The organism is Kribbella sp. NPDC043289 (assembly GCF_056436705.1).
Genome location: NZ_JBWKCB010000003.1, coordinates 528,781 through 548,394, shown reverse-complemented (window position 1 = coordinate 548,394; position 19,614 = coordinate 528,781). Strand labels below are relative to the sequence as shown.

Sequence of the window (19,614 nt, the reverse complement as noted above, 5' to 3'; positions counted from 1 at the left end):
GACCGTGACGCGGTTGTCATGGGGAGTACGCGAAGATGACGTTGGGAGCAGAGGGTGAGCATTCGAGTCGGGTACAAGGCGTCGGCGGAGCAGTTCGGGCCGCGGGACCTGGTGGAGTACTCCGTCCGGGCCGAGGAGCTCGGGCTCGACAGTGTGACCGTGTCGGACCACTTCCTGCCGTGGCGGCACGAGGGTGGTCACGCACCGTTCGCGCTGGCCTGGATGGCGGCGGTCGGTGAGCGGACCAACCGGGTGCTGCTCGGTACGTCGGTGCTGACGCCGACGTTCCGGTACAACCCGGCCGTGATCGCGCAGGCGTTCGCCACGCTCGGCGAGCTGTACCCGGGCCGCGTGATGCTCGGCGTCGGCACCGGCGAGGCGCTGAACGAGATCGCGGTGTCGGGGATGGAGTGGCCCGAGTTCAAGGAGCGGTTCGCCCGGCTGCGGGAGGCCGTGCAGCTGATCCGCGACCTGTGGACGAAGGACGGCGTCAGCTCCGAAGGGCCGTACTACAAGACCGTTGACGCGTTCATCTACGACCGCCCCGAGACCCCGCTGAAGGTGTACGTCGCCGCGGGCGGGCCGCTGGTCGCGAAGTACGCCGGCCGCGCGGGCGACGGGTTTATCGCGACGTCCGGCAAGGGCATGGAGCTCTACACCGACAAGCTGATCCCCGCCGTGAAGGAAGGCGCGGAGAAGGCCGGGAAGAAGTTCGAGGACATCGACCGGATGCTCGAGGTCAAGGTCTCCTACGACCGCGACCCGGCGGCCGCGCTGGAGAACACCCGGTTCTGGGCGCCGCTGTCGCTGACACCGGAGCAGAAGCACAGCGTGACGAGTGCGACCGAAATGGAGCGGCTCGCCGACGAACTGCCGATCGAGCAGGTGGCGAAGCGGTGGATCGTGGCGTCCGACCCCGAGGAGGTCGTGAAGCAGTTCCAGCCGTACGTCGACGCCGGGTTCAACCACTTCGTCGTCCACGGTCCGGGGCAGGATCAGGAGCGGTTCCTGACCCAGTTCACCGAAGACGTTCTGCCGTTGCTGCGCAAACTGTCTTGAGCCTGACGGTCGGGCGCCGGACAATCGGCAGGTGCCCGACTTTCAGATCGTTCGCGATGACGACCCGCGGTGCGCCGAGCTCGAAGCAGCCGGCTACCGCGTGGTCGGCGAGTCCTGGGCCGTGCGGTTGTTCGACCCGGACCGCGAGCTGCTGGAGTCCGCCGTACGCCGGGTGAGCGCCGGCGGACTGACTGTTCGGGAGCTCGGTCCCGAGTCGGCTCCGGTCCTGCACGCGCTGGAGAAGGCGAACGAGGAGGACTATCCGTACACGCCGGCGACGCATCGGGTGGTCGGTGAGCTCGCCGACGTCCAGGCGCTTTGGCCCGAGCACCGGGTCTTCGGAGCCTTCGACGGCCACCGGCTGGTCGGCGCCACCGTGATCCGCGACCACGACGGCTACGGCGACACCGCCTTCACGTCGGTGCTGACCACCCACCGCCGCCGCGGGGTCGCCCAAGCCGTCAAGGCGGCGTCGATCCTCGCCTTCCTCGACATCGGCATCACCCGCTTCAGCACCGGCGGAGCCGCCGCCAACCAGGCCAGCCTCCAAACCAACCAGTCCCTCGGCTACAAACTCACAGAACAGTGGCGAACCTACGCCCCCCAGTAGTCCCTCACCCACGGGCACCTGCCTCGCCTGCGCGGCGCGCCCCGCGCCACAACTCGGGACCTGAGACCGGCACTGGGGACCTGAGACAGGCAATAACAGGTCCCCTCCCACGATTGCCTGTCTCTGGCTCCGACAACAGGCGAGTGTCGGTACGACGGCGTACGGTCAGGCGCATGATTCGGCGGAGCCCGCAGCGCTACTCACACGGCGAACTGGTCGTGGTGGTGGATGTGTCGGACCTCGACCGGGCTGCGGTGTTCTGGACCGGTGTGCTCGGGTATGTCCGCGAGAGTGAGGCGGTGGGGACGTATCTCAGCCTGACGCCTGCGGACAGGCTCGGGGTGGAGGTGCTGCTGCAGCAGGTGGATGACCGGAAGCACACGAAGAACCGCGTGCACTTGGACCTGCGGACCGCGGATCTCGACGCCGAGGTGGCGCGGGTCCGAGGGCTAGGCGCGCAGCAGGTGACCGCCGTGCCGGTGACCGAGGCAGGTTGGCGATGGCACGTGCTCGCCGACCCCGACGGGAACGAGTTCTGCGTACTCCAGATGCCGGCCCCGAGCTAGTGGAGGTCCTCGGAGAGGGATTTGGCGGCTTGGGTTAGGAGGGGGACGGCGCGTTCTACGAGGTCTTCGGTCATGCGGCCGGCGGGGCCGGAGATGGAGATGGCGAGGTGGGTGGGGGCGTCGGGGACGGCGACCGCGACGCAGCGGACGCCGACCTCCTGTTCGCCTTCGTCGGTCGCGTAGCCGCTGTCGGCCGCCTGATGGAGCTGGGTGGTGAAGGCTTCGGGGGTGGTGAGCGTGTTGCCGGTGTGCTGGGGCATGCCGGTGCGGTGCAGGAGTTCGCGGACCTCGGCGTCCGGGAACTGGGCGAGGATCGCCTTGCCGACCGCGGTGCAGTGTGGGAGGACCCGGCGGCCGACCTCGGTGAACATCCGCATGGAGTGCCGGGACGGGACCTGCGCGAGGTACACGATCTGGTCGCCGTCGAGCATCGCCATGTTCGCGGACTCGCCGAGCTCGTCGACCAGGTGGGCCAGATGCGGCCGGGCGAACACACTGAGCATGTGCGACGAACTCTCCCCGAGCCGGATCAGCTTCGGCCCGAGCACGTACTGGCGCGACGGCTCCTGGCGCAGGTACCCGAGGTCGACCAGGGTCCGGACCAGCCGGTGGATCGTCGGCAGCGGCAGGCCGGAGGCCGTGGCCAGCTGGGACAGGCCCATCATCCCGCCCGCGTCGGCCATCGTCTCGAGCAGCCCGAACGCACGCTCGATCGACTGCACGCTGCCGGTGCGCGGCTTGCCGCCGTTCGTCTCCGCCATTGAAGCCCCTTTCCGGATGACGGAAGTTTAGCGCCAGATCCCGGAAGCGCGAATGCTTGTGCCTTCCGCAAAGTAGATATTAGTCTCCACAATACGGAAAGCTGAGGAGGCGGCCGCATGAGCCTGAATGACCCGTACGACCTGGCTGATCTGGTGACCGAGCTGGACCGGCGTTTGGCGGCCGCGGACGCGGCGCTGGCCGCGGACTACCGCGGCGATCGAGGGGTCCGCCAGCCGATCCACACTGTCTACGTCCCAGCCGATCGCTACGACGCGGGCACGGTGGCCGACTGGGGCGCCCAAGCGCGGGCGGCGCTCGACGAGCACGCCGGGTCCGCGGCAGCGTTCGCGAAAGTGCTCGACCTTCCGGCCGATCTGGCGGACGAGGTCTACGACCGGATCCGCGCGAAACTCGAGCGCGAGCCGATCGAGGACCTGCGCGTCGACTTCGAGGACGGCTACGGCAACCGGCCGGACGATGAGGAGGACGCCGCCGCGATCGCCGCTGCTCAAACGTTCTCCGCCCAGACGCCGTGCTACGGTCTGCGGATCAAATCGTTGGAGGCGCCAACCAGACGCCGCGCCGTCAGAACGCTCGACCTCGTCATCAAGAACCTCGGCACGATCACCGACGGCTTCGTCATCACGCTGCCGAAGGTGACCTCGGTCGAGCAGGTCGAGGCGATGGTGTTCGTCCTCGAAACGCTCGAGCGCGCCTACGGCGTACCGCAGTTGAAGTTCGAGATCCAGGTCGAGACGCCGCAGGCGATCCTCGGTGCCGACGGGACCGCGTTGATCGCCCGGATGATCAAGGCCGGCGGCGATCGCGTCACCGGTCTGCACTACGGGACCTATGACTATTCCGCGTCGCTCGGCGTCGCGGCGGCGTACCAGAGCATGGAGCACCCGGTCGCGGACCACGCCAAGGACGTCATGCAGCTCGCCGCGGCCGGCACCGGTGTCTTCGTGTCCGACGGTTCCACCAACGTCCTCCCGGTCGGCGACGCCGTCCACGACGCCTGGCGCCTGCACTTCCGGCTGGTACGGCGCTCACTCGCGCGCGGCATCTATCAGGGCTGGGACATGCACCCCGCCCAGCTCCCGACCCGCTTCGCCGCGACGTACCTGTTCTATCGGGAAGGGTTCGAGCAGGCCGCGCTACGCCTGCGGGCGTACCTCGGCGACGGTGAGTCCGGCTACCTGGACGAGCCCGCGACGGCGGCCGCGCTCGCCGGTTTCGTCCTGCGCGGCATCGAGTGCGGAGCGATCGACACGACCGAGTTCGACACCACCGGTCTCGCCAAGCTGGCCCGCCGAGCAGTGCCGGAGAGTTAGCCTCGCGGCATGCGACTGGTTGCGGAGTTCACCACGGAACCCTTCGAGGTCGAGGGTTCGCCACCCGCGCACGCCACCGAGGCGTTGCGTGCCGCCGAGGAGGCCGGGCTCGACTGTGAGTTCGGCCCGCTCGGCACACAGGTCAGCGGCGAGCAGCACCTGCTGCTGCCCGCGCTGCCGAAAGTGCTCGAAGCCGCGTTCGCCGGCGGCGCGAGCCAGGTGACGCTGCAGGTACGCCGCGATGCCTGAGCCGCACCCGCTGGTCCAGGCGATCGGCCCGTTGATCGAACGGCTGAACGCGGAACTCGTCGACCCGGCCGACGCCCGCGCGGACGACGTACCGCTGGCGTGGGACGGGGAGCCGGTGGTCGCGGTGCGGCTGCCGGCCAAGGGTGGGGTGCAGGGGCTGCTCGCGGAGGTGGCGGACGAACTGGGCGGGCCGCTCAATGAGCTCCCCAGGTCGCGGAAGCAGCAGGCGGTGCTGATGCTGGAGGCGCGCGGCGCGTTCGAGTTCCGGAAGTCGGCGGAGATCGTGGCCGAGGCGCTCGGCGTCACGCGCTTCACCGTCTACAACTACCTGAACCGCGCCCGCTGATTTTCAACAAACTGTTGACGACGAGCGGGGTGGGTGTCACGCTCTCGTCATACGGAAAGTCGATTTCGGGATTCGAGAAGGTGTGACCGTGGATCTGTTGGAGTTCAACTCCGCTCCGACCGACCGGCTGCGGCCGGAGCTGGCGGCCTGCTGTGACGTGCCGCGCTGGGTCGACGCGATCCTGGCCAAGCGGCCGTGCGGCGACATCGCCGCGCTGACCGCGGTCGCCGACCAGGCGCTCCGGGAGCTCGACGACGACGAGGTCGATCGTGCTCTGCAGGCGCACCCGCGGATCGGTGACCGGCCGCAGGGCGCGAGTACCGAGGCGGCCTGGTCGCGCACGGAACAGTCCGGTGTCGACCAGGACTCCCGGGAAGCTCTTGCCGAGGGCAACCGTCAGTACGAGGACCGGTTCGGCCGGGTGTTCCTGATCTGCGCCACCGGGCTGTCGGCGGCACAGATGCTGAGCAGTCTGCGGGAACGTCTGACGCACGACGACGCGACCGAAGCGGCCGTCGTCAACGAGGAGTTGCGCAAGATCGCGCTGCTCCGGCTGGCGAAAGTGGTGACCGCATGAGCAGCCTCAGTACGCACGTCCTCGACACCGCGCTGGGACGGCCGGCCCAGAACGTCCAGGTCCGGCTGTACCGCGGCGACGTCCTCGAAGCCCGCGGTACGACGGACCAGGACGGCCGGATCGGCGAACTCGCGCCCGAGCTCGAGCACGGCACGTACCGGCTCTGGTTCGACGTCGCGGCGTACGCGGAATCCACCGGCCAGGACATCTTCTTTCCCGAGGTCTCCGTGACCTTCACGGTCGCCGATGAGCGGCACTACCACGTCCCCCTGCTGCTCAGCCCGTTCGCGTTCTCCACCTACCGAGGGAGCTGATCCCGATGGCCATCCACCTGGGAGCCAACCAGTACGGCAAAGCCGAGAGCCGCGTCGTCCGCATCTACCGCGACACGCCTCGCCACCAGATCCGCGACCTCAACGTGTCGACCGCGCTGCGCGGCAACTTCGAGGCCGCGCACACCACCGGCGACCAGAGCGACGTACTGCCGACCGACACCCAGAAGAACACCGCCTTCGCGTTCGCCAAGGAGAAGGGGATCGGCGCGATCGAGGACTACGCACTCACCCTCGGCGCGCACTTCCTGGACGCGTCGGCCGCCGCGGAGGGTGCCCGGGTCGAGGTCGAGGAGTACGCCTGGGAGCGGATCCAGGTCGACGGCCAGGGCCACGACCACTCGTTCGTGCGCTCCGGCGGTGGCGTCCGGAACACGGTCGTCAACGTCGAGGGCCGCGGCGCCGACCGGAAGGCGTACGTCGTCTCGGGGATCAGCGACCTCGTCGTCCTGAAGTCGACCGGGTCGGAGTTCCACGGGTTCCTGAAAGACAAGTACACGACGCTGCAGGAGACGAACGACCGGATCCTGGCCACGTCACTGGTTGCGCGCTGGCGCTACGACCACACCGACGTCGACTGGGACAAGTCGTACGACGAGATCAAGGGACTGCTGCTCGAACAGTTCGCGAAGATCCACAGTCTCGCGCTGCAGCAGACGCTCTACGGGATGGGTCAGGCGGTGCTCGAGCAGCACCCGGAGGTCGCCGAGATCAAGTTCTCGGCGCCGAACAAGCACCACTTCCTCGTCGACCTCTCGCCGTTCGACGTCGAGAACCCGGGTGAGGTGTTCATCGCCGCGGACCGCCCGTACGGGCTGATCGAGGCGAGCGTGACCCGCGACGACGCGAGCGACGCCGGCAGCGCGTGGCACGCCGTACCAGGGTTCTGCTGACGCCATGGCGAGGATCGTGATCGAGGGCGCGCACGTGGCGACCCTCGATCCGGCCCGGCGCGAGTTCGTCGGGCATGTGGTTGCTGACGGCAATCGGATTGCCGCGGTCGGGCCGGGACCCGCACCGACGTACGACGGGGCTCGGGTGGTGGACGGGACGGGGTGCCTGGTCACACCCGGGTTCGTCAACACGCATCAGCACCTGTACCAGTGGGTGACGCGCGGGCTGGCCGTGGACTCCACGCTCTTCGGCTGGCTGACGACGCTCTACCCGGTCTGGTCCCGGATCACCGAGGAATCCGTGGACGTCGCCGCGCGGGCGTCGCTCGCCCAACTCGCGCGGACCGGATGCACGACCGCGGCCGATCATCACTACGTCTTCCCGCGCGGCGGTGGCGACATGCTCGCGGCCGAGATCACCGCGGCGCAGGAGATCGGTCTGCGCTTCCATCCCGCCCGTGGGTCGATGGATCGCGGCCAGAAGGACGGTGGCCTCCCGCCCGACTCGGTCGTGGAGGACCGCGACGAGATCCTCGCCGCGACCGAAGCCGCGATCGACCGCTGGCACGACCCGTCGCCGGACTCGATGCTGCAGCTCGTCGTCGCACCGTGCTCGCCGTTCAGCGTCAGCGGCGAGCTGATGCGCGAGTCGGCCGAGCTCGCGCGACGTCGCGGCGTACACCTGCACACGCATCTCGCCGAGACCATTGACGAGACCGAGTGGTGCCGGGCGACGTACGGCTGCACACCACTCGAGTACGCCGATCAGCTCGGGTGGACCGGCCCCGACGTGTGGTTCGCGCATGGAATCCACTTCGACGACGCCGAGATCAAGCACCTCGGCAGGACCCGCACCGGCGTGGCCCACTGCCCCAGCTCGAACGCCCGCCTCGGCGCCGGCATCGCCCGCACCGCCGACCTCCGCGCCGCCGGTTCCCCCGTCGGCCTCGGCGTCGACGGCACCGCCAGCAACGAGTCCGGCAGCCTCATCGAGGAACTCCGCCACGCCCTCCTCTTCGCCCGAGCCCGCGGCGGCCCCCAAGCCCTAACCGTCCGCGCCGCCCTAGAAATGGCCACCCTAGACGGCGCCCAAATCCTCGGCCGCGCCAACGACCTCGGCTCCCTGGAACCCGGCAAACTCGCAGACCTAGCCGTCTGGAACCTCAACACCCTGGACCACGCCGGCATCCCCGACCCCATCGCCGCCCTGGTCCTAGGCACACCCCCGCCGCTATCGCTCCTCCTGATCAACGGCCGCCCCGTCATAGAACACGACGTACTCCAAACCGCCGACCCGGATGCGCTGGCGAGCGAGGTCGCGCGAGTGCAGGCCCGTCTGACCGCGGACATCCGCTGAAGACCTCGGACAAGCTATTGGCTGTCCGAGGTCCGCGGGGGTTGTCCACAAACTGCCGAATCGGTCGTTCGGGGGTGGTGTGCTCGGTGCATGTTCTCCGGCATGAACAGGAGATTGGCAGTAGTCGCCGCCGCGCGGGGCGGCTGGTTCACCCGAGCCGACGCGCTCGCCGCCGGGTACAGCGCCAGCGGGCTGGAGCACCGGTTGCGCACACGGCAGTGGCGGCGGCTGGCCTACAACTCGTACGTCGAGCCTCGGGACTGGCCGTCGGACGAGCCGCCGTGGGAGCGCTCGCTGCGTCTGCATCGGTTGAGCGTGCGGATGGCCTACGAGCGCCTGCGTGATGTTGTGGTCAGCCATCAGTCGGCTGCGGTGCTTCATGGCTTGCCGATCTGGGGGATCGATCTCGCGAAGGCGCACTTCACCCGCCCGGTGACGGGTCGTGGGCGAGCAGGACGACACGTGCAGCTGCATCGGTCGCCGGTGGCCGCGGACGAGGTCGTCGAGTGCGCCGGTCTGCGAGTCACGCGGGTCGAGCGAGCGATCGTGGAGACGGTGGGCGGCACGTCGTACGAGGTCGGTGTGGTGCTGGCCGACGCGGCGCTTCGGCTCGGTCTGACGACACCGGAGCAGCTCGAAGCCGTCGTACGGCGTCATCGGCACTGGTCAGGTACGGCGGCGGCGCGTGCGGCTGTCCTGTTCGCGGACGGGCTGAGCGAGTCGGTCGGTGAGTCACGACTCCGCGTACTGATGGCGAACCACGGTCTGCCCGCGCCGGAGCTACAGGTCGAGATCCGTGACGAGACCGGCCGCCTGATCGGTCGCGTCGACTTCCTGCTCGCCGGGGTCCTGGTGGTGGAGTTCGACGGAGCTCTGAAGTACGACGCCGGCGCAGACGTCGTTCGCGCCGAGAAATGGCGCGAGGACCGTCTCCGCGAGCGCGGCTACGGCATGATCCGCGTCGGCTGGTCCGACCTCGACCAACCCCGCCGTACCGCTGACCGGCTCTGGCGGGGACTGCGTGGACAGGCGGCGAGGACCTCGGACACCCAATAGCTTGTCCGAGGTCCGCAATGGGGGTTCGTGGTCAGTGGTGGAGGAGCTGCCCATCGATCCAGACCGCCTGGACGTCGGCGGGGGTGCCTAGGGTGAAGATTCGGGCTAGGGCTTCTTCGGTGTCCTCCGCGTGGGTGATGGCTATGGACAACGGGGAGCCGTCGGTGGGGCGGAGGAGTTGGGCGTCGAAGCGGTGGCCGATCGAGAGGTGGCCGACGTCGGGGAGGTCGAGGACCTCGGCGCCGGCGGCTGTGGACAGGTAGAGCAGGTGCGCGGCGGTCAGCGGGCGGCCCTGGTCGCCGAGGAGTTGCTGGCAGAAGTACGCCTGCAGGCCCTCCTTGAGCAGGGAGAAGCCGGTGCCCGCGCCGACGTCCGAGCCGAGAGCGACGCGTACGCCGTGCTGGAGGTGCCGGTGCAGCGGGAACAGGCCGCTGCCGAGCGCCGCGTTGCTCGTCGGGCAGTGCGCGACCGCGGCTCCGGCGGCGCCGAGCAGCTTGAGTTCCACGTCGGTCGGGTGCACGTTGTGCGCGAGCACGGTACGGCGGTTCACCAAGCCGTGCCGGTCGTACGTCGTCACGTAGTCGCTGCCGCCGAACAGGTCGGCCACGCTCGCGATCTCGGCCTCGTTCTCGTTCACGTGTGAGGTGAACAGTGCGCCGGGGATCGCGTCCATCAGTTCGCGGCAGGTCGCGAGCAGTTCGTCGGTGCACGAGAGCGAGAAGCGGGGAGTCACGGCGTACCGGTTGTGGCCGACGCCGTGCCAGCGGTTCGCGAGCGCGAGCGACTCGGCGTACCCGCGGACCGGTGTGGTGAGCAGTTCGGGCCGGAGCAGGCGGTCACTCAGCACGAGGCCTGACGTGATGCGGAGGCCGACCTTCGACGCGGCGCTGAAGAGCGCGTCGACCGCGTCGGCGTAATGCGCGCCGAACACGAGCGCCGACGTGGTCCCGGCGGCCGCGAGCCCGCGGACGAACTCGTCGGCCACGCTCGCCGCATAGGACGTGTCGGCCATCCGCGCCTCCTCCGGGAGCGCGTACCGGTCGAGCCACTCGAGCAACGGCAGCCCAAGACCCCCGACGGCGCGGATCTGCGGGAAGTGCACGTGCGTGTCGACGAAGCCGGGCAGTACGACGCCGTCCCGCAGGTCCACGACCTGCTCGGCCGGGTGTGCCTGCCGGATCTCCAGGAACGGGCCGCGGGCAACGATCACGCCGTCCTCGACCAGTACTCCGGCGTCGACGGCGACCCGCAGGCCGGCGCCGGCGAACGGGTTCTCCGGGGTGTCGATGAACGTGCCACGGTAAAGAGTCATGCCTTCGCCTCACGATGAGCCGAGGTGGGGCGACGCTCGGCGGTGAACAGTTCGAGCAGCCAGGCAGCGACGCCGACCGCGATGACAGCCGGCTCTTTGCCGGTCACGCTGGGAATCCCGATCGGCGTGGTGATCCGCGCGATCGCCTCCGGGGAGTTGCCGTCCTCGGCGAGCTTGCGCTGGAACCGGGTCCATTTCGCGCTGGACCCGATCAGCCCGATCGTCGCGAGCTTCTCGTTGCGGATCGCGGCGTCGCACAACGCGGCGTCCTCGGCATGGTCGTGGGTCATGATCAACGCGTGCGTCCCGGGCGGCAGCTCCCCGACGACGAGCTCCGGCAGGACCGGCACGTTGTGGACGTGGACCTGCGCGATCGCGTCGTCGAGCACGGTCAGCCGATCGGCCGTCAGCTGATCCGGCCGCGAGTCGACGAGATGCAGTTCGATGTCGTGCCGCGAGAGGATCCGGGCGAGCTCGAGGCCGACATGCCCGACCCCGAAGATCGCTACCGAAGGCACCACCGGCAACGGTTCCAGCAACAACTTCACCTCACCCCCACAACACTGAACCCCATGCTGGTACGGCGCTTTGTCGGACAGCGCGGCCGTCAGCTCCTCGGGAACCGACACACCGCCCGCGATCATCGCCCGGGACCGCTCGACCGCCAGCGCTTCCAGATTGCCACCGCCGACCGTCGCCCAGACGTTGTCGGAAGCAACAACCATCTTGGCGCCGGCCTCACGCGGCGCATGCCCGCGCACCGACGTCACGGTGACGAGCACCCCAGGCCGACGCCCGGTCCTCAGCAGCTGGATCGCTTTTACCCACTCCATGACACACCGCCTCGTGCGCGATCGAGAGCCCAGTACACGGCCTCGGGTGTGGCGGGAGACGGCAGATCAACGCTCGTACCCGCCGGGCCGAAGGCCGCCGCGGCCTGCCGCAACGCCTCGCGGACCGAGAACGCCAGCATCAACGGCGGCTCGCCCACCGCCTTCGAGCCATAGACGGCGCCTTCCTCGTGAGCCTTCTCCAACAAGTGGACGTTGAAAATCGAAGGCATCTCCGAGAAGCTCGGCAGCTTGTACGTGCTCGCGGCCTGTGTCGACAGCCGTCCGCGCCGATCGCCCTGGCTCTCGTCCCACCGCAGGTCCTCGAGCGTCAACCAGCCGGACCCCTGGACGAATCCGCCCTCGATCTGACCGATGTCGATCAGCGGGCTCAGGCTGTCCCCGACGTCGTGGACGATGTCGACCCGGCGCAGCGTGTAGGAACCGGTGAACCCGTCGACCTCGACCTCCGACGCGGCAACGCCGTACGCGAAGTACTTGAAGGGTTCGCCGCGCATCGCGTTCGCGTCCCAGTGGAGTCCTTCGGTCCGGTAGAACCCGGCTGCCCACAGCTGCACGCGCTGCATGTAGGCCATCCCCACGACTTCGTTCCAGGCGAGCCCGTCGCCGGACAACCCGCGCACGATCCCGTCGGCGAACCGGACGTCGGACGGGCTGATCCCGAGCCGCCCGCCGGCGACCTGCGCCAGCCGCTCCCGAATCTGCTCGCAGGCGTTCTTGATCGCGGCGCCGTTCAGATCGGCGCCGGACGACGCGGCAGTCGCCGACGTGTTCGGCACCTTGTCGGTCCGCGTCGGCGCCAGCCGCACCCGCGACAACGGCAGCCCGAGCGTCGTGGCAGCGACCTGCAGCATCTTCGTGTGCAGCCCCTGCCCCATCTCGGTGCCACCGTGGTTGATCAGCACCGACCCGTCCTTGTAGACATGCACCAGCGCGCCGGCCTGGTTGAAGGCCGTCAGGTTGAACGAGATCCCGAACTTCACCGGCGTCATCGCCAGCCCGCGCTTCACATGCGCATGCGCGGCGTTGAACTCGGCAATCTCCGAAGCCCGCGCGTCGACCTCACCAAGAGCAAGCACCTGCGACCAGCAGGACTCCAGCCGGTCCGCGTGCCGCACCGGTTGCCCGTACGGCGTGGAGTCGCCCGGCTGGTAGAAATTGCGCCGGCGCAACTCCAGAGCGTCGTACCCGAGGAGGGGAGCGCAGCGACCGAGGATGTCCTCGATCACCAGCATTCCCTGCGGGCCGCCGAAGCCGCGGAACGCGGTCTGTGAGGTCTTGTTCGTCTTCGCGATCTGGCCTTCGACCCGGATGTGCGGGACCTCGTACGCGTTGTCGATGTGGCACATCGCCCGCGCCAGCACCGGCTCCGACAGGTCGAGACTCCACCCGCCGTCCGCGGTCAGAACAGCGTCCAGCGCCACCAGCTTGCCATCGTTGGAGAAGCCAACGGTCCACGACGAGTGGAACCCGTGCCGCTTGCCCGACATGGTCATGTCCTGCGTCCGGTTCAGCCGCAACCGCACCGGCCGCCCGGTCAGCGTAGCGCCGAGTGCGGCGATCGCGGCGAACCCGTGCGGCTGCATCTCCTTGCCGCCGAACCCACCGCCCATCCGCAGGCACTGCACCGTGACCGAGTGACTGGCCAGCCCGAGCACGTGCGCGACGATCTCCTGCGTCTCGGACGGGTGCTGCGTACTGGACTGCACGAAGATCTGCCCGTACTCGTCCACCAGCGCCAGCGCCGCGTGCGTCTCCAGATAGAAGTGCTCCTGCCCGGCGAACTCGAACTCGCCACTGAACACCTGCGCCGCGCCCGCCAACGCCTCTTCGACGTCGCCCCGCTCCAGGTGCCGCCCGATGCCCTGGAAGCTCTCGGCCTCGATCGCCTCGCGAACAGTCACCAATGACGGCAGCGGCTCGTACTCGACCTCCACCGCCAACGCCCCGAGCCGCGCCGCCTCCAGCGTCTCCCCGAGCACCCAGCACACCGCATGCCCGTTGAACATCACCTCACCCGGGAACAACGGCTCGTCGTGCTTCACCCCCGCGTCGTTCACCCCCGGTACGTCGTCCGCCGTCAACACCCGCACCACACCCGGTACGTCGTACGCCGGCTTCACGCGCAGCGCGGTCACGCGGGCGTGCGCGTGCGGCGACTGCACCGGCCACGCGTGCAGGACATCCCGGGTCCGCATCACCAGATCGTCGGTGTACAAGGCTGCTCCGGTGACATGCAGCGCGGCGCTCTCGTGTGGCAGTGGTACTCCGACCAGCGCGGCAGCCGGCCGTTCCGACAGCGAGCTCATGCGCCCACCCCCTCGAAGTAGAAACGCAGCAACGACTGACCGAGCATCGCCGAGCGGTACGACGAACTCGCGCGGTGATCGTCCATCGGCGTACCCTCCGCGGCCATCACGCCGGCGGCGATCCGTACCGTCTCCTCGGTCCACGGCCGGCCGATCAGGGCCGCCTCGGTCGCGCGGGCGCGCAATGGGGTCGCGGCGACCCCACCGAGTCCGATCCGGGCGTCCCGGACCACACCGTCGACGACCTCGACGGCGTACCCGATCGCGACGCTCGAGATGTCGTCGAAGCGGCGCTTGGCGATCTTGTGGAACGCCGTCATCGGTGCCAATGGCAACGGAATCACGATCGTCCGGATCAGCTCGTCGACCGCCTTCACGGTCTGCCGGTAGCCGGTGAAGTACTCCGCCAGCGGTACGACGCGCTCGCCGCGGCGCGAGGACAGGACCAGCGCGGCGTCGAGCGCGAGCAGCGCCGGCGGGGTGTCGCCGATCGGGGACCCGGTGCCGAGGTTGCCGCCGATCGTCGCGCCGTTCCGGATCAGCCGGGACGCGAACTGCGGGAACAGTTCAGCCAGCAACGGCACCCGGCCGGCCAGGCGGCGCTCGATCTCGCTCAGCGTCAGCGCGGCACCGAGCCGAACCTCGTCCGGCCCGAAGCTGAACTCGCGGAGTTCGGCCAGCCGGTCGATGGCGATCGTCAGCGGCGGGCGGGAACCGAAGATGTTCACCTGCACACCCAGATCGGTCGACCCGGCAACGATCTGCGCCTCCGGTCGCTCGGCCAGCAGATCGAGTACGCCGTCGAGCGACGCGGGCCGGACGAACTCGCCCTCGTCCGAGACCAGTCCGGTCGTTGCCGGGGCCGGAGGCGGCGAGTCCCGGCGTACCGCCAGGGCGTCGTTCTCCGTCGGGTCCTCCAGGGCGTAGGCGGCGTCGCGGATCGGGCGGTAGCCGGTGCAGCGACAGAGGTTGCCGCTGAGCGAATGCAGGTCGAATCCGTTCGGCCCGTGCTCGTGATCGCTCTCGCCGCCTGCCCGCCCGGGGCGGTAGTACTCCGCCGCCATGCTGCAGATGAAGCCCGGCGTGCAGAATCCGCACTGGGAGCCGCCGCGGACGGCCATCTCCTTCTGGACCGGGTGCAGCTCGGCCGGAGAACCCAGTCCCTCCGAGGTGATGAGTTCCTGGCCGTCCAGCGACGCGATCGGCAGCAGGCACGCGTTCACCGCGGTCCACTCGGTCGGCGCGTCGGTCCCGGGCCGGGCGACGAGCACCGAGCAGGCGCCGCACTCGCCTTCCGCACACCCTTCCTTGGCGCCGGTCAGGCCACGGTCCCGCAGCCAGTCCAGGACGGTGGTGTGCACCGGTACGTCGCCGATCGCGGTGACTTCACCGTTCACGGTCAGGGCAGAGGTACGAAGGGCTTGCGTGGTCATCGGTTGCTGCTCCAACGGGTACGGGCGCTGTGGATCGGGTTGGCGTCGGAGACGAAGTCGTCGAACCGATAGCCGGCGATCTTCGCGATCTCGAGCAGAGCCGCGGCGTGCTCCTGGTTGTCGCAGTTGCCGAGCCGCTCCCGGCCCTGCTCGACGATCCGTTCGAACGACTCCGCGTCCCGGACCGAGATCACCAGCGGGAAGCCGAACCGCTCGCGGTACGCGTCGGTGATCGTGGTCAGCTCGTCGCGCTCCGGCTCGCCGAGGAACGTGAGGCCCTTGTCGGACTGGTCCCGCAGCGACGCCTCGCCGTTCAGGCCGTCGGCGACGAACTGCGATCCGAGCTGCGGGTACGCCTGGATCAGTTCCAGTTGCTCGTCGCGGGACCCGGAGAACAGGGCCTCCTGGAACGACCGCCGGAGCGCGTGCGTGTCGGCGTACGGGCGCATGTCCCAGGCCCGCTCGACGGCCCAGCGCGGACCCTGGAACAGGCTGCCGAACGTCTCGACGAACTCCTCGCGGGTCATCTTGTTCACCTGGTCCAGCCGGATGGTGTCACCCGGTTGCCCCGCCACCGCCGGGCCGAAGTTCTTGCCGACGTGGTGGAACAGGATGTTCAGGAAGATCGCGGTCAGGCTGCCGAGCGTGATGCCGCTGCCGAAGATGATCTCGGCCCAGTGCGGCACCGCCTGCGAGACCTGCGGCTGTGCGGTCACGTACATCGCCAGGCCGACGCTGGTCGCCACGATCACCACGTTCCGGTGGTCGTGGAAGTCGACCTTGGCGAGCGTCTGGAACCCGACCACGGCCACCGTCGCGAACATCGCCAGCGCCGCGCCACCCAGAACCGGGTGCGGTACGCCGGCCACGATCGCACCGGCCTTCGGGACCAGCCCGATCAGGATCATGATCCCGCCGGCCGCTGCGACCACCCAGCGACTGCGGATCCGGGTCAGCCGGACCAGGCCGACGTTCTCGGCGAAGCAGGTGTACGGGAACGAGTTGAAGACGCCACCGATCGTGGTCGCCAGGCCGTCGGCCCGCAGCGCCCGGGCGATGTCCTCGCGGCCGATCCGCTTCTCGACGATCTCGCCGGTCGCGAACACGTCACCGGTGGTCTCCACCGCGGTGATCAGCATGACCACGACCATCGAGATGATCGCCGCGATCGAGAACTTCGGCCAGCCGAAGTAGAACGGCTGGGTGACGCCGACCCAGGACGCGTCGCTGACCGCGCTGAAGTGCGCGTCGCCGAACGCCCAGGCCACCAGCGTCCCGGCCACCAGCCCGACCAGGACGGCGATCGTCGCCATGAACCCCTTGAAGACGCGCTGGATCAGGACGATCAGCGCCAGCGTGCCGAGTGCGTAGGCCATGTTCTTGCCGCTCGTCGGAGCGGCATCCGGGCCGGCGCCGCCGACCGCGTCCCCGGCCGCGACCGGTAGCAGCGCCAAGCCGATGATCGTGATCACCGAGCCGGTCACCACCGGCGGGAAGAACCGGATCAGCTTGCTGAAGAACGGTGCGATGAAGAACGTGGCCAGACCGGCGACCAGGACGGCGCCGTAGATCACCAGCAGACCGTTGGTCCCGCCGCCGGCCGCGAGACCGATCGCGATCATCGGCGACACCGCGGTGAACGTCACGCCCTGCAGCAGCGGCAGCCGGACGCCGACCTTCCAGAAGCCGACCGACTGGATGATCGAGGCGATCCCGCAGGTGAAGAGGTCCGCGTTGATCAGGTGGATGAGCTGCTCGGTGCTGAGCCCGATCGAACCGGCCAGCAGGATCGGTACGATCACCGCCCCGGCGTAGAACGCCAGGACGTGCTGGGTGCCGTAGACGGCCAGCTTGCCGGGCGGCAGCACCTGATCGACAGGATGGCGGCTGGCGCGGCGGGACGGTCGCAGGACTGTCTTCATCGGGACACGCTCCTCGGGTTTGACCTGCCCCGAGCATCGGCTTCCTACGGCCCCGATGGCACCCGATGAACGTCCGAAGATGAACCGCTCATGAACTCCGGCTTTGTGCGATCACACAATCAGAGCGACTTGAGCGCCAGAAACACGTCCACCCGGTCCTCGAGGCTCGACAGATCGCGTCCGGTCAGTTGCTGAACGCGTTCGATGCGGTAGCGAACGGTGTTGACGTGCAGGTGCAGCGCCTCCGCCGTACGGGTCCACGAGCAGGAGCAGGCGAGGAACGCCTGGAGTGTGCTGAGCAGGTCGGCGTTGGTCCGGCGGTCGTGCTCGAGCACCGCCCCGAGGACACGGTTGGTGTAGGTACGCCGTACGTCGTCGGGCAACGTGGCGAGCAGGAGGACGTGGGAGGCGACCTCGTCCGAGGTCACGACCGAGACCGGGGCCCGGCCGGCGCCGGCGGCGCGTTGCGCGAAGCGGGCCTCTTCGAGCGCGCCCGCGAGCGCGTCGATGGCCGTCTCGCCGCTGACCCCGACAGCGAGCCGCGCCCGCTGGAGACCGGATCCGAGCCGGCCGAACGCCCGCCGGAGGTGCTCGGGAAGGCCCGGCGTGTACGGCAGGAAACCGACCAGCAGACCGTCCCGGCCGGGCGCGACGACGGCCGGCCCGACCGTCAGCGCGACGTCCTCCAGCAGGCTCAATGCGACCTCGCTCGGGCCGTCGTCCCGGAGCTCGGCGACCGCGACGGCCATCGGGCGTTCCGAGTGCGCACCCGCCTGCCGGAGCCGCGCGGCGACCTCGGCCTGTGGCGCGCCCGACTCGACCAGGGCCAACGCGTCGGCGACCAGCGGCCGCAGCGCGCGGCGGCCCTCGTCCCGCCGGGCCCGGTCCAGAGCGGCGATCGCGCACAACTCGTGCACGGCCTCGACATGGTCCCGCGACCACTCGGTGTGGTCACCTTCGATCACCAGCACCCACGCCGTCAGCCGGTTGCCCAGCCCCGACCCGACTGGGAACAGGCTGTACGACGCATCGATCGTCAGCGCGAGCGCCGGCGTACGGTCCGCGGTCAGGAACTTGCGCGTCACCGCGTCGACGTCCGCCGCATCGAGCTCACCAGGCCCCGGTACGACGTGGCGCCCGGTCGGAGTCAGCACGCGGCAGTCGTGCCCGATCTCGGCGGAGATCCGCGCCGCCAACTCGTCGAGACTGCGGCCGGCCGCGATCGACGACAGCAGTTGCCGCTGCCGCACCAGGCTCGCCGAGAGGCGCGCCCCGGTCTCGGCCGAGCCCGCCGCAGCGACGTACTCCGTGACGTCCGCGAACGCGATCTCGACCGGCACCTCGATCAGCGTCACCTCGTGCCGCTGACACGCCTGCACCAGATCCGCCGGTACGTCGCCGAGTTGCGCCTTCCCCGCGAGGATCGTGGTCGCGCCGCGCCCCGCCATCGAGCTCACGAACACTTCGCTGTCCATCGGCCGCCGCCGCCAGACGAGCCCGGTCAGCACCACCTCGCCGCCGTTCAGGTACCGCCCCGGCTCCAGCAGGTCGGTCGTCACCAGCCGCCCGATCGGGCGGTCCAGGGTCCCGCCGGCCGAGTGCAGCAGCCGCAGCCCGAGCTCCGGCGCATCCAGCAGTTCCGCCAGTAACACGCCGTACCTCCGAGCTCGGTCGCTTTAGAGGAACGTACAACGCGCGCGCTCGCGTAGGACAGGCCTCGACGCCGGCGGCCGGTCTTGACGGTCACTCGGCGCCCGCTTATGGTCATTTCGCAGAACAGAAACAAGATTCCGCAATACGGAAATTGGAGTCGGGATGAGTCACCATCTGCGGTTCACGGTGAACTGTTCGTTGCTGTTCACCGAGTTGCCCCTGCTGGAGCGGCCGGCCGCGGCTCGGCGGGCCGGGTTCGGCGCGGTCGAGTTCTGGTGGCCGTTCGTCGAGGCGGTGCCGCCGGACCGGCAGGTCGACGCGTTCGTCACCGCGGTGACCGACGCCGGCGTCCAGCTGACCGGCCTGAATTTCTTCGCCGGCGACATGCCCGGCGGCGACCGCGGCCTGGTGTCCTGGCCGAAGCGGTCCAGCGAGTTCCGGGACAACGTCGACGTCACCGTCGGCATCGGCGAGCGTCTCGGCACCCAGGGCTTCAACGCCCTGTACGGCAACCGGGTCGACGGCGTCGCCGAGCAGGAGCAGGACGACCTCGCGGTCGAGAACCTCGCCCTCGCCGCTCAGGCCGCCGCCCGGATCGGCGCCACCGTCCTGGTCGAGCCGGTCAGCGGTGCCGACCGCTACCCGCTGAAGACCGCGGCCGACGCTCTGACCGTGATCGATCGCGTCCAGGCGGCGTACGACGTACCGAACGTCGGACTGCTCGCGGACCTCTACCACCTCGCGGTCAACGGTGACGACGTCGACCGGGTGATCGCCGAGCACACCGACCGGGTCTCCCACGTCCAGATCGCCGACGCCCCGGGCCGCAACGAGCCCGGCACCGGCACGCTTCCGCTCGACCACCAGCTCACCGCCTTGGAGACCAACGGCTACGCCGGCTGGGTCGGGCTCGAGTACAAACCGTCCACCACCTCAGAAGCAAGCTTCGGCTGGCTGCCGTTCGAGCGCCGCTGACCTTTCCTAGGAGACGAC

Annotated in this window: 19 protein-coding genes; 12 read left to right on the top strand and 7 right to left on the bottom strand. The window is 69.4% G+C overall.

Going from position 1 to position 19,614, the window contains the following annotated elements:
- Positions 1-54: 54 nt before the first annotated feature.
- From fgd to AC0662_RS20870, 3 genes are all read left to right on the top strand, one after another.
- Positions 55-1,059, top strand: coding sequence for a glucose-6-phosphate dehydrogenase (coenzyme-F420) (gene fgd / locus AC0662_RS20880; RefSeq protein WP_452197562.1), 1,005 nt, complete (start codon positions 55-57; stop codon positions 1,057-1,059).
- 31 nt (positions 1,060-1,090) lie between these two features.
- Complete coding sequence (locus AC0662_RS20875) at positions 1,091-1,669, top strand: GNAT family N-acetyltransferase (RefSeq protein WP_452197564.1); 579 nt, start codon at positions 1,091-1,093, stop codon at positions 1,667-1,669.
- Between the two features lie 173 nt (positions 1,670-1,842).
- On the top strand, positions 1,843-2,235 hold the full coding sequence (locus AC0662_RS20870; RefSeq protein ID WP_478302544.1) for a VOC family protein: 393 nt from the start codon (positions 1,843-1,845) through the stop codon (positions 2,233-2,235).
- Here AC0662_RS20870 and AC0662_RS20865 read toward each other — a convergent pair.
- On the bottom strand, positions 2,232-2,996 hold the full coding sequence (locus tag AC0662_RS20865; protein ID WP_452197566.1) for an IclR family transcriptional regulator: 765 nt from the start codon (positions 2,994-2,996) through the stop codon (positions 2,232-2,234). The genes AC0662_RS20870 and AC0662_RS20865 overlap by 4 nt on opposite strands.
- Before the next feature lie 117 nt (positions 2,997-3,113).
- Between AC0662_RS20865 and AC0662_RS20860 the strand changes: the two genes are divergently transcribed.
- From AC0662_RS20860 to AC0662_RS20825, 8 genes are all read left to right on the top strand, one after another.
- Positions 3,114-4,331: a DUF6986 family protein gene (locus AC0662_RS20860; protein WP_478302542.1), complete on the top strand. Its 1,218-nt coding sequence runs from the start codon at positions 3,114-3,116 to the stop codon at positions 4,329-4,331.
- A 9-nt stretch (positions 4,332-4,340) separates the two neighbouring features.
- A complete protein-coding gene (locus tag AC0662_RS20855) occupies positions 4,341-4,580 on the top strand; it encodes a thiamine-binding protein (protein WP_387767607.1) in 240 nt (79 codons plus the stop codon).
- On the top strand, positions 4,573-4,926 hold the full coding sequence (locus tag AC0662_RS20850; protein WP_478302539.1) for a helix-turn-helix domain-containing protein: 354 nt from the start codon (positions 4,573-4,575) through the stop codon (positions 4,924-4,926). Before AC0662_RS20855 ends, AC0662_RS20850 begins: the two co-directional genes overlap by 8 nt.
- A gap of 88 nt (positions 4,927-5,014) precedes the next feature.
- Positions 5,015-5,503, top strand: a complete 489-nt coding sequence (gene uraD / locus AC0662_RS20845; protein WP_478302537.1) for a 2-oxo-4-hydroxy-4-carboxy-5-ureidoimidazoline decarboxylase — start codon at positions 5,015-5,017, stop codon at positions 5,501-5,503.
- On the top strand, positions 5,500-5,817 hold the full coding sequence (uraH, locus tag AC0662_RS20840; protein WP_478302535.1) for a hydroxyisourate hydrolase: 318 nt from the start codon (positions 5,500-5,502) through the stop codon (positions 5,815-5,817). The genes uraD (AC0662_RS20845) and uraH overlap by 4 nt, the downstream gene beginning before the upstream one ends.
- A gap of 5 nt (positions 5,818-5,822) precedes the next feature.
- Positions 5,823-6,728 (top strand): factor-independent urate hydroxylase, encoded by a 906-nt coding sequence (gene pucL / locus AC0662_RS20835; RefSeq protein ID WP_478302532.1) that lies wholly within the window; start codon positions 5,823-5,825, stop codon positions 6,726-6,728.
- 4 nt (positions 6,729-6,732) lie between these two features.
- Positions 6,733-8,085, top strand: a complete 1,353-nt coding sequence (locus AC0662_RS20830; RefSeq protein WP_478302530.1) for an 8-oxoguanine deaminase — start codon at positions 6,733-6,735, stop codon at positions 8,083-8,085.
- 102 nt (positions 8,086-8,187) lie between these two features.
- The gene (locus AC0662_RS20825) at positions 8,188-9,141 is read left to right on the top strand and encodes a type IV toxin-antitoxin system AbiEi family antitoxin domain-containing protein (RefSeq protein WP_478302528.1); all 954 of its coding nucleotides are present in this window, start codon (positions 8,188-8,190) and stop codon (positions 9,139-9,141) included.
- 31 nt (positions 9,142-9,172) lie between these two features.
- Here the strand turns inward: AC0662_RS20825 and guaD are convergent, their stop codons facing one another.
- The 6 genes from guaD to AC0662_RS20795 form a co-directional block, all read right to left on the bottom strand.
- Positions 9,173-10,453 carry a guanine deaminase gene (gene guaD / locus AC0662_RS20820; RefSeq protein ID WP_452197580.1) on the bottom strand — a complete coding sequence of 427 codons (1,281 nt, stop codon included), beginning with the start codon at positions 10,451-10,453 and terminating at the stop codon, positions 9,173-9,175.
- Complete coding sequence (gene xdhC, locus AC0662_RS20815; RefSeq protein WP_478302526.1) at positions 10,450-11,286, bottom strand: xanthine dehydrogenase accessory protein XdhC; 837 nt, start codon at positions 11,284-11,286, stop codon at positions 10,450-10,452. The genes guaD and xdhC overlap by 4 nt, the downstream gene beginning before the upstream one ends.
- Positions 11,274-13,613, bottom strand: coding sequence for a xanthine dehydrogenase molybdopterin binding subunit (gene xdhB, locus AC0662_RS20810; protein ID WP_478302524.1), 2,340 nt, complete (start codon positions 13,611-13,613; stop codon positions 11,274-11,276). The genes xdhC and xdhB overlap by 13 nt, the downstream gene beginning before the upstream one ends.
- Entirely contained in the window at positions 13,610-15,046 is a 1,437-nt protein-coding gene (locus AC0662_RS20805; protein ID WP_478302522.1) for a xanthine dehydrogenase small subunit, read from the bottom strand. The genes xdhB and AC0662_RS20805 overlap by 4 nt, the downstream gene beginning before the upstream one ends.
- A complete protein-coding gene (gene uraD / locus AC0662_RS20800) occupies positions 15,043-16,968 on the bottom strand; it encodes a 2-oxo-4-hydroxy-4-carboxy-5-ureidoimidazoline decarboxylase (RefSeq protein ID WP_478302519.1) in 1,926 nt (641 codons plus the stop codon). Before uraD (AC0662_RS20800) ends, AC0662_RS20805 begins: the two co-directional genes overlap by 4 nt.
- A 119-nt stretch (positions 16,969-17,087) precedes the next feature.
- Entirely contained in the window at positions 17,088-18,620 is a 1,533-nt protein-coding gene (locus AC0662_RS20795) for a PucR family transcriptional regulator (protein ID WP_478302517.1), read from the bottom strand.
- A gap of 163 nt (positions 18,621-18,783) precedes the next feature.
- Here AC0662_RS20795 and AC0662_RS20790 point away from each other — a divergent pair, with 163 nt between their 5' ends.
- Positions 18,784-19,596, top strand: coding sequence for a hydroxypyruvate isomerase family protein (locus AC0662_RS20790; RefSeq protein WP_478302515.1), 813 nt, complete (start codon positions 18,784-18,786; stop codon positions 19,594-19,596).
- Positions 19,597-19,614: the final 18 nt, after the last annotated feature.

Bases quoted from the DNA above. Each gene is read 5' to 3' on its own strand.
- AC0662_RS20870 (WP_478302544.1), top strand. From the start codon at position 1,843: ATGATTCGGCGGAGCCCGCAGCGCTACTCACACGGCGAACTGGTCGTG.
- AC0662_RS20865 (WP_452197566.1), bottom strand. From the start codon at position 2,996: ATGGCGGAGACGAACGGCGGCAAGCCGCGCACCGGCAGCGTGCAGTCG.
- AC0662_RS20860 (WP_478302542.1), top strand. From the start codon at position 3,114: ATGAGCCTGAATGACCCGTACGACCTGGCTGATCTGGTGACCGAGCTG.
- AC0662_RS20855 (WP_387767607.1), top strand. From the start codon at position 4,341: ATGCGACTGGTTGCGGAGTTCACCACGGAACCCTTCGAGGTCGAGGGT.
- AC0662_RS20850 (WP_478302539.1), top strand. From the start codon at position 4,573: ATGCCTGAGCCGCACCCGCTGGTCCAGGCGATCGGCCCGTTGATCGAA.
- uraH (WP_478302535.1), top strand. From the start codon at position 5,500: ATGAGCAGCCTCAGTACGCACGTCCTCGACACCGCGCTGGGACGGCCG.
- pucL (WP_478302532.1), top strand. From the start codon at position 5,823: ATGGCCATCCACCTGGGAGCCAACCAGTACGGCAAAGCCGAGAGCCGC.
- AC0662_RS20830 (WP_478302530.1), top strand. From the start codon at position 6,733: ATGGCGAGGATCGTGATCGAGGGCGCGCACGTGGCGACCCTCGATCCG.
- AC0662_RS20825 (WP_478302528.1), top strand. From the start codon at position 8,188: ATGAACAGGAGATTGGCAGTAGTCGCCGCCGCGCGGGGCGGCTGGTTC.
- guaD (WP_452197580.1), bottom strand. From the start codon at position 10,453: ATGACTCTTTACCGTGGCACGTTCATCGACACCCCGGAGAACCCGTTC.
- xdhC (WP_478302526.1), bottom strand. From the start codon at position 11,286: ATGGAGTGGGTAAAAGCGATCCAGCTGCTGAGGACCGGGCGTCGGCCT.
- xdhB (WP_478302524.1), bottom strand. From the start codon at position 13,613: ATGAGCTCGCTGTCGGAACGGCCGGCTGCCGCGCTGGTCGGAGTACCA.
- AC0662_RS20805 (WP_478302522.1), bottom strand. From the start codon at position 15,046: ATGACCACGCAAGCCCTTCGTACCTCTGCCCTGACCGTGAACGGTGAA.
- uraD (WP_478302519.1), bottom strand. From the start codon at position 16,968: ATGAAGACAGTCCTGCGACCGTCCCGCCGCGCCAGCCGCCATCCTGTC.
- AC0662_RS20790 (WP_478302515.1), top strand. From the start codon at position 18,784: ATGAGTCACCATCTGCGGTTCACGGTGAACTGTTCGTTGCTGTTCACC.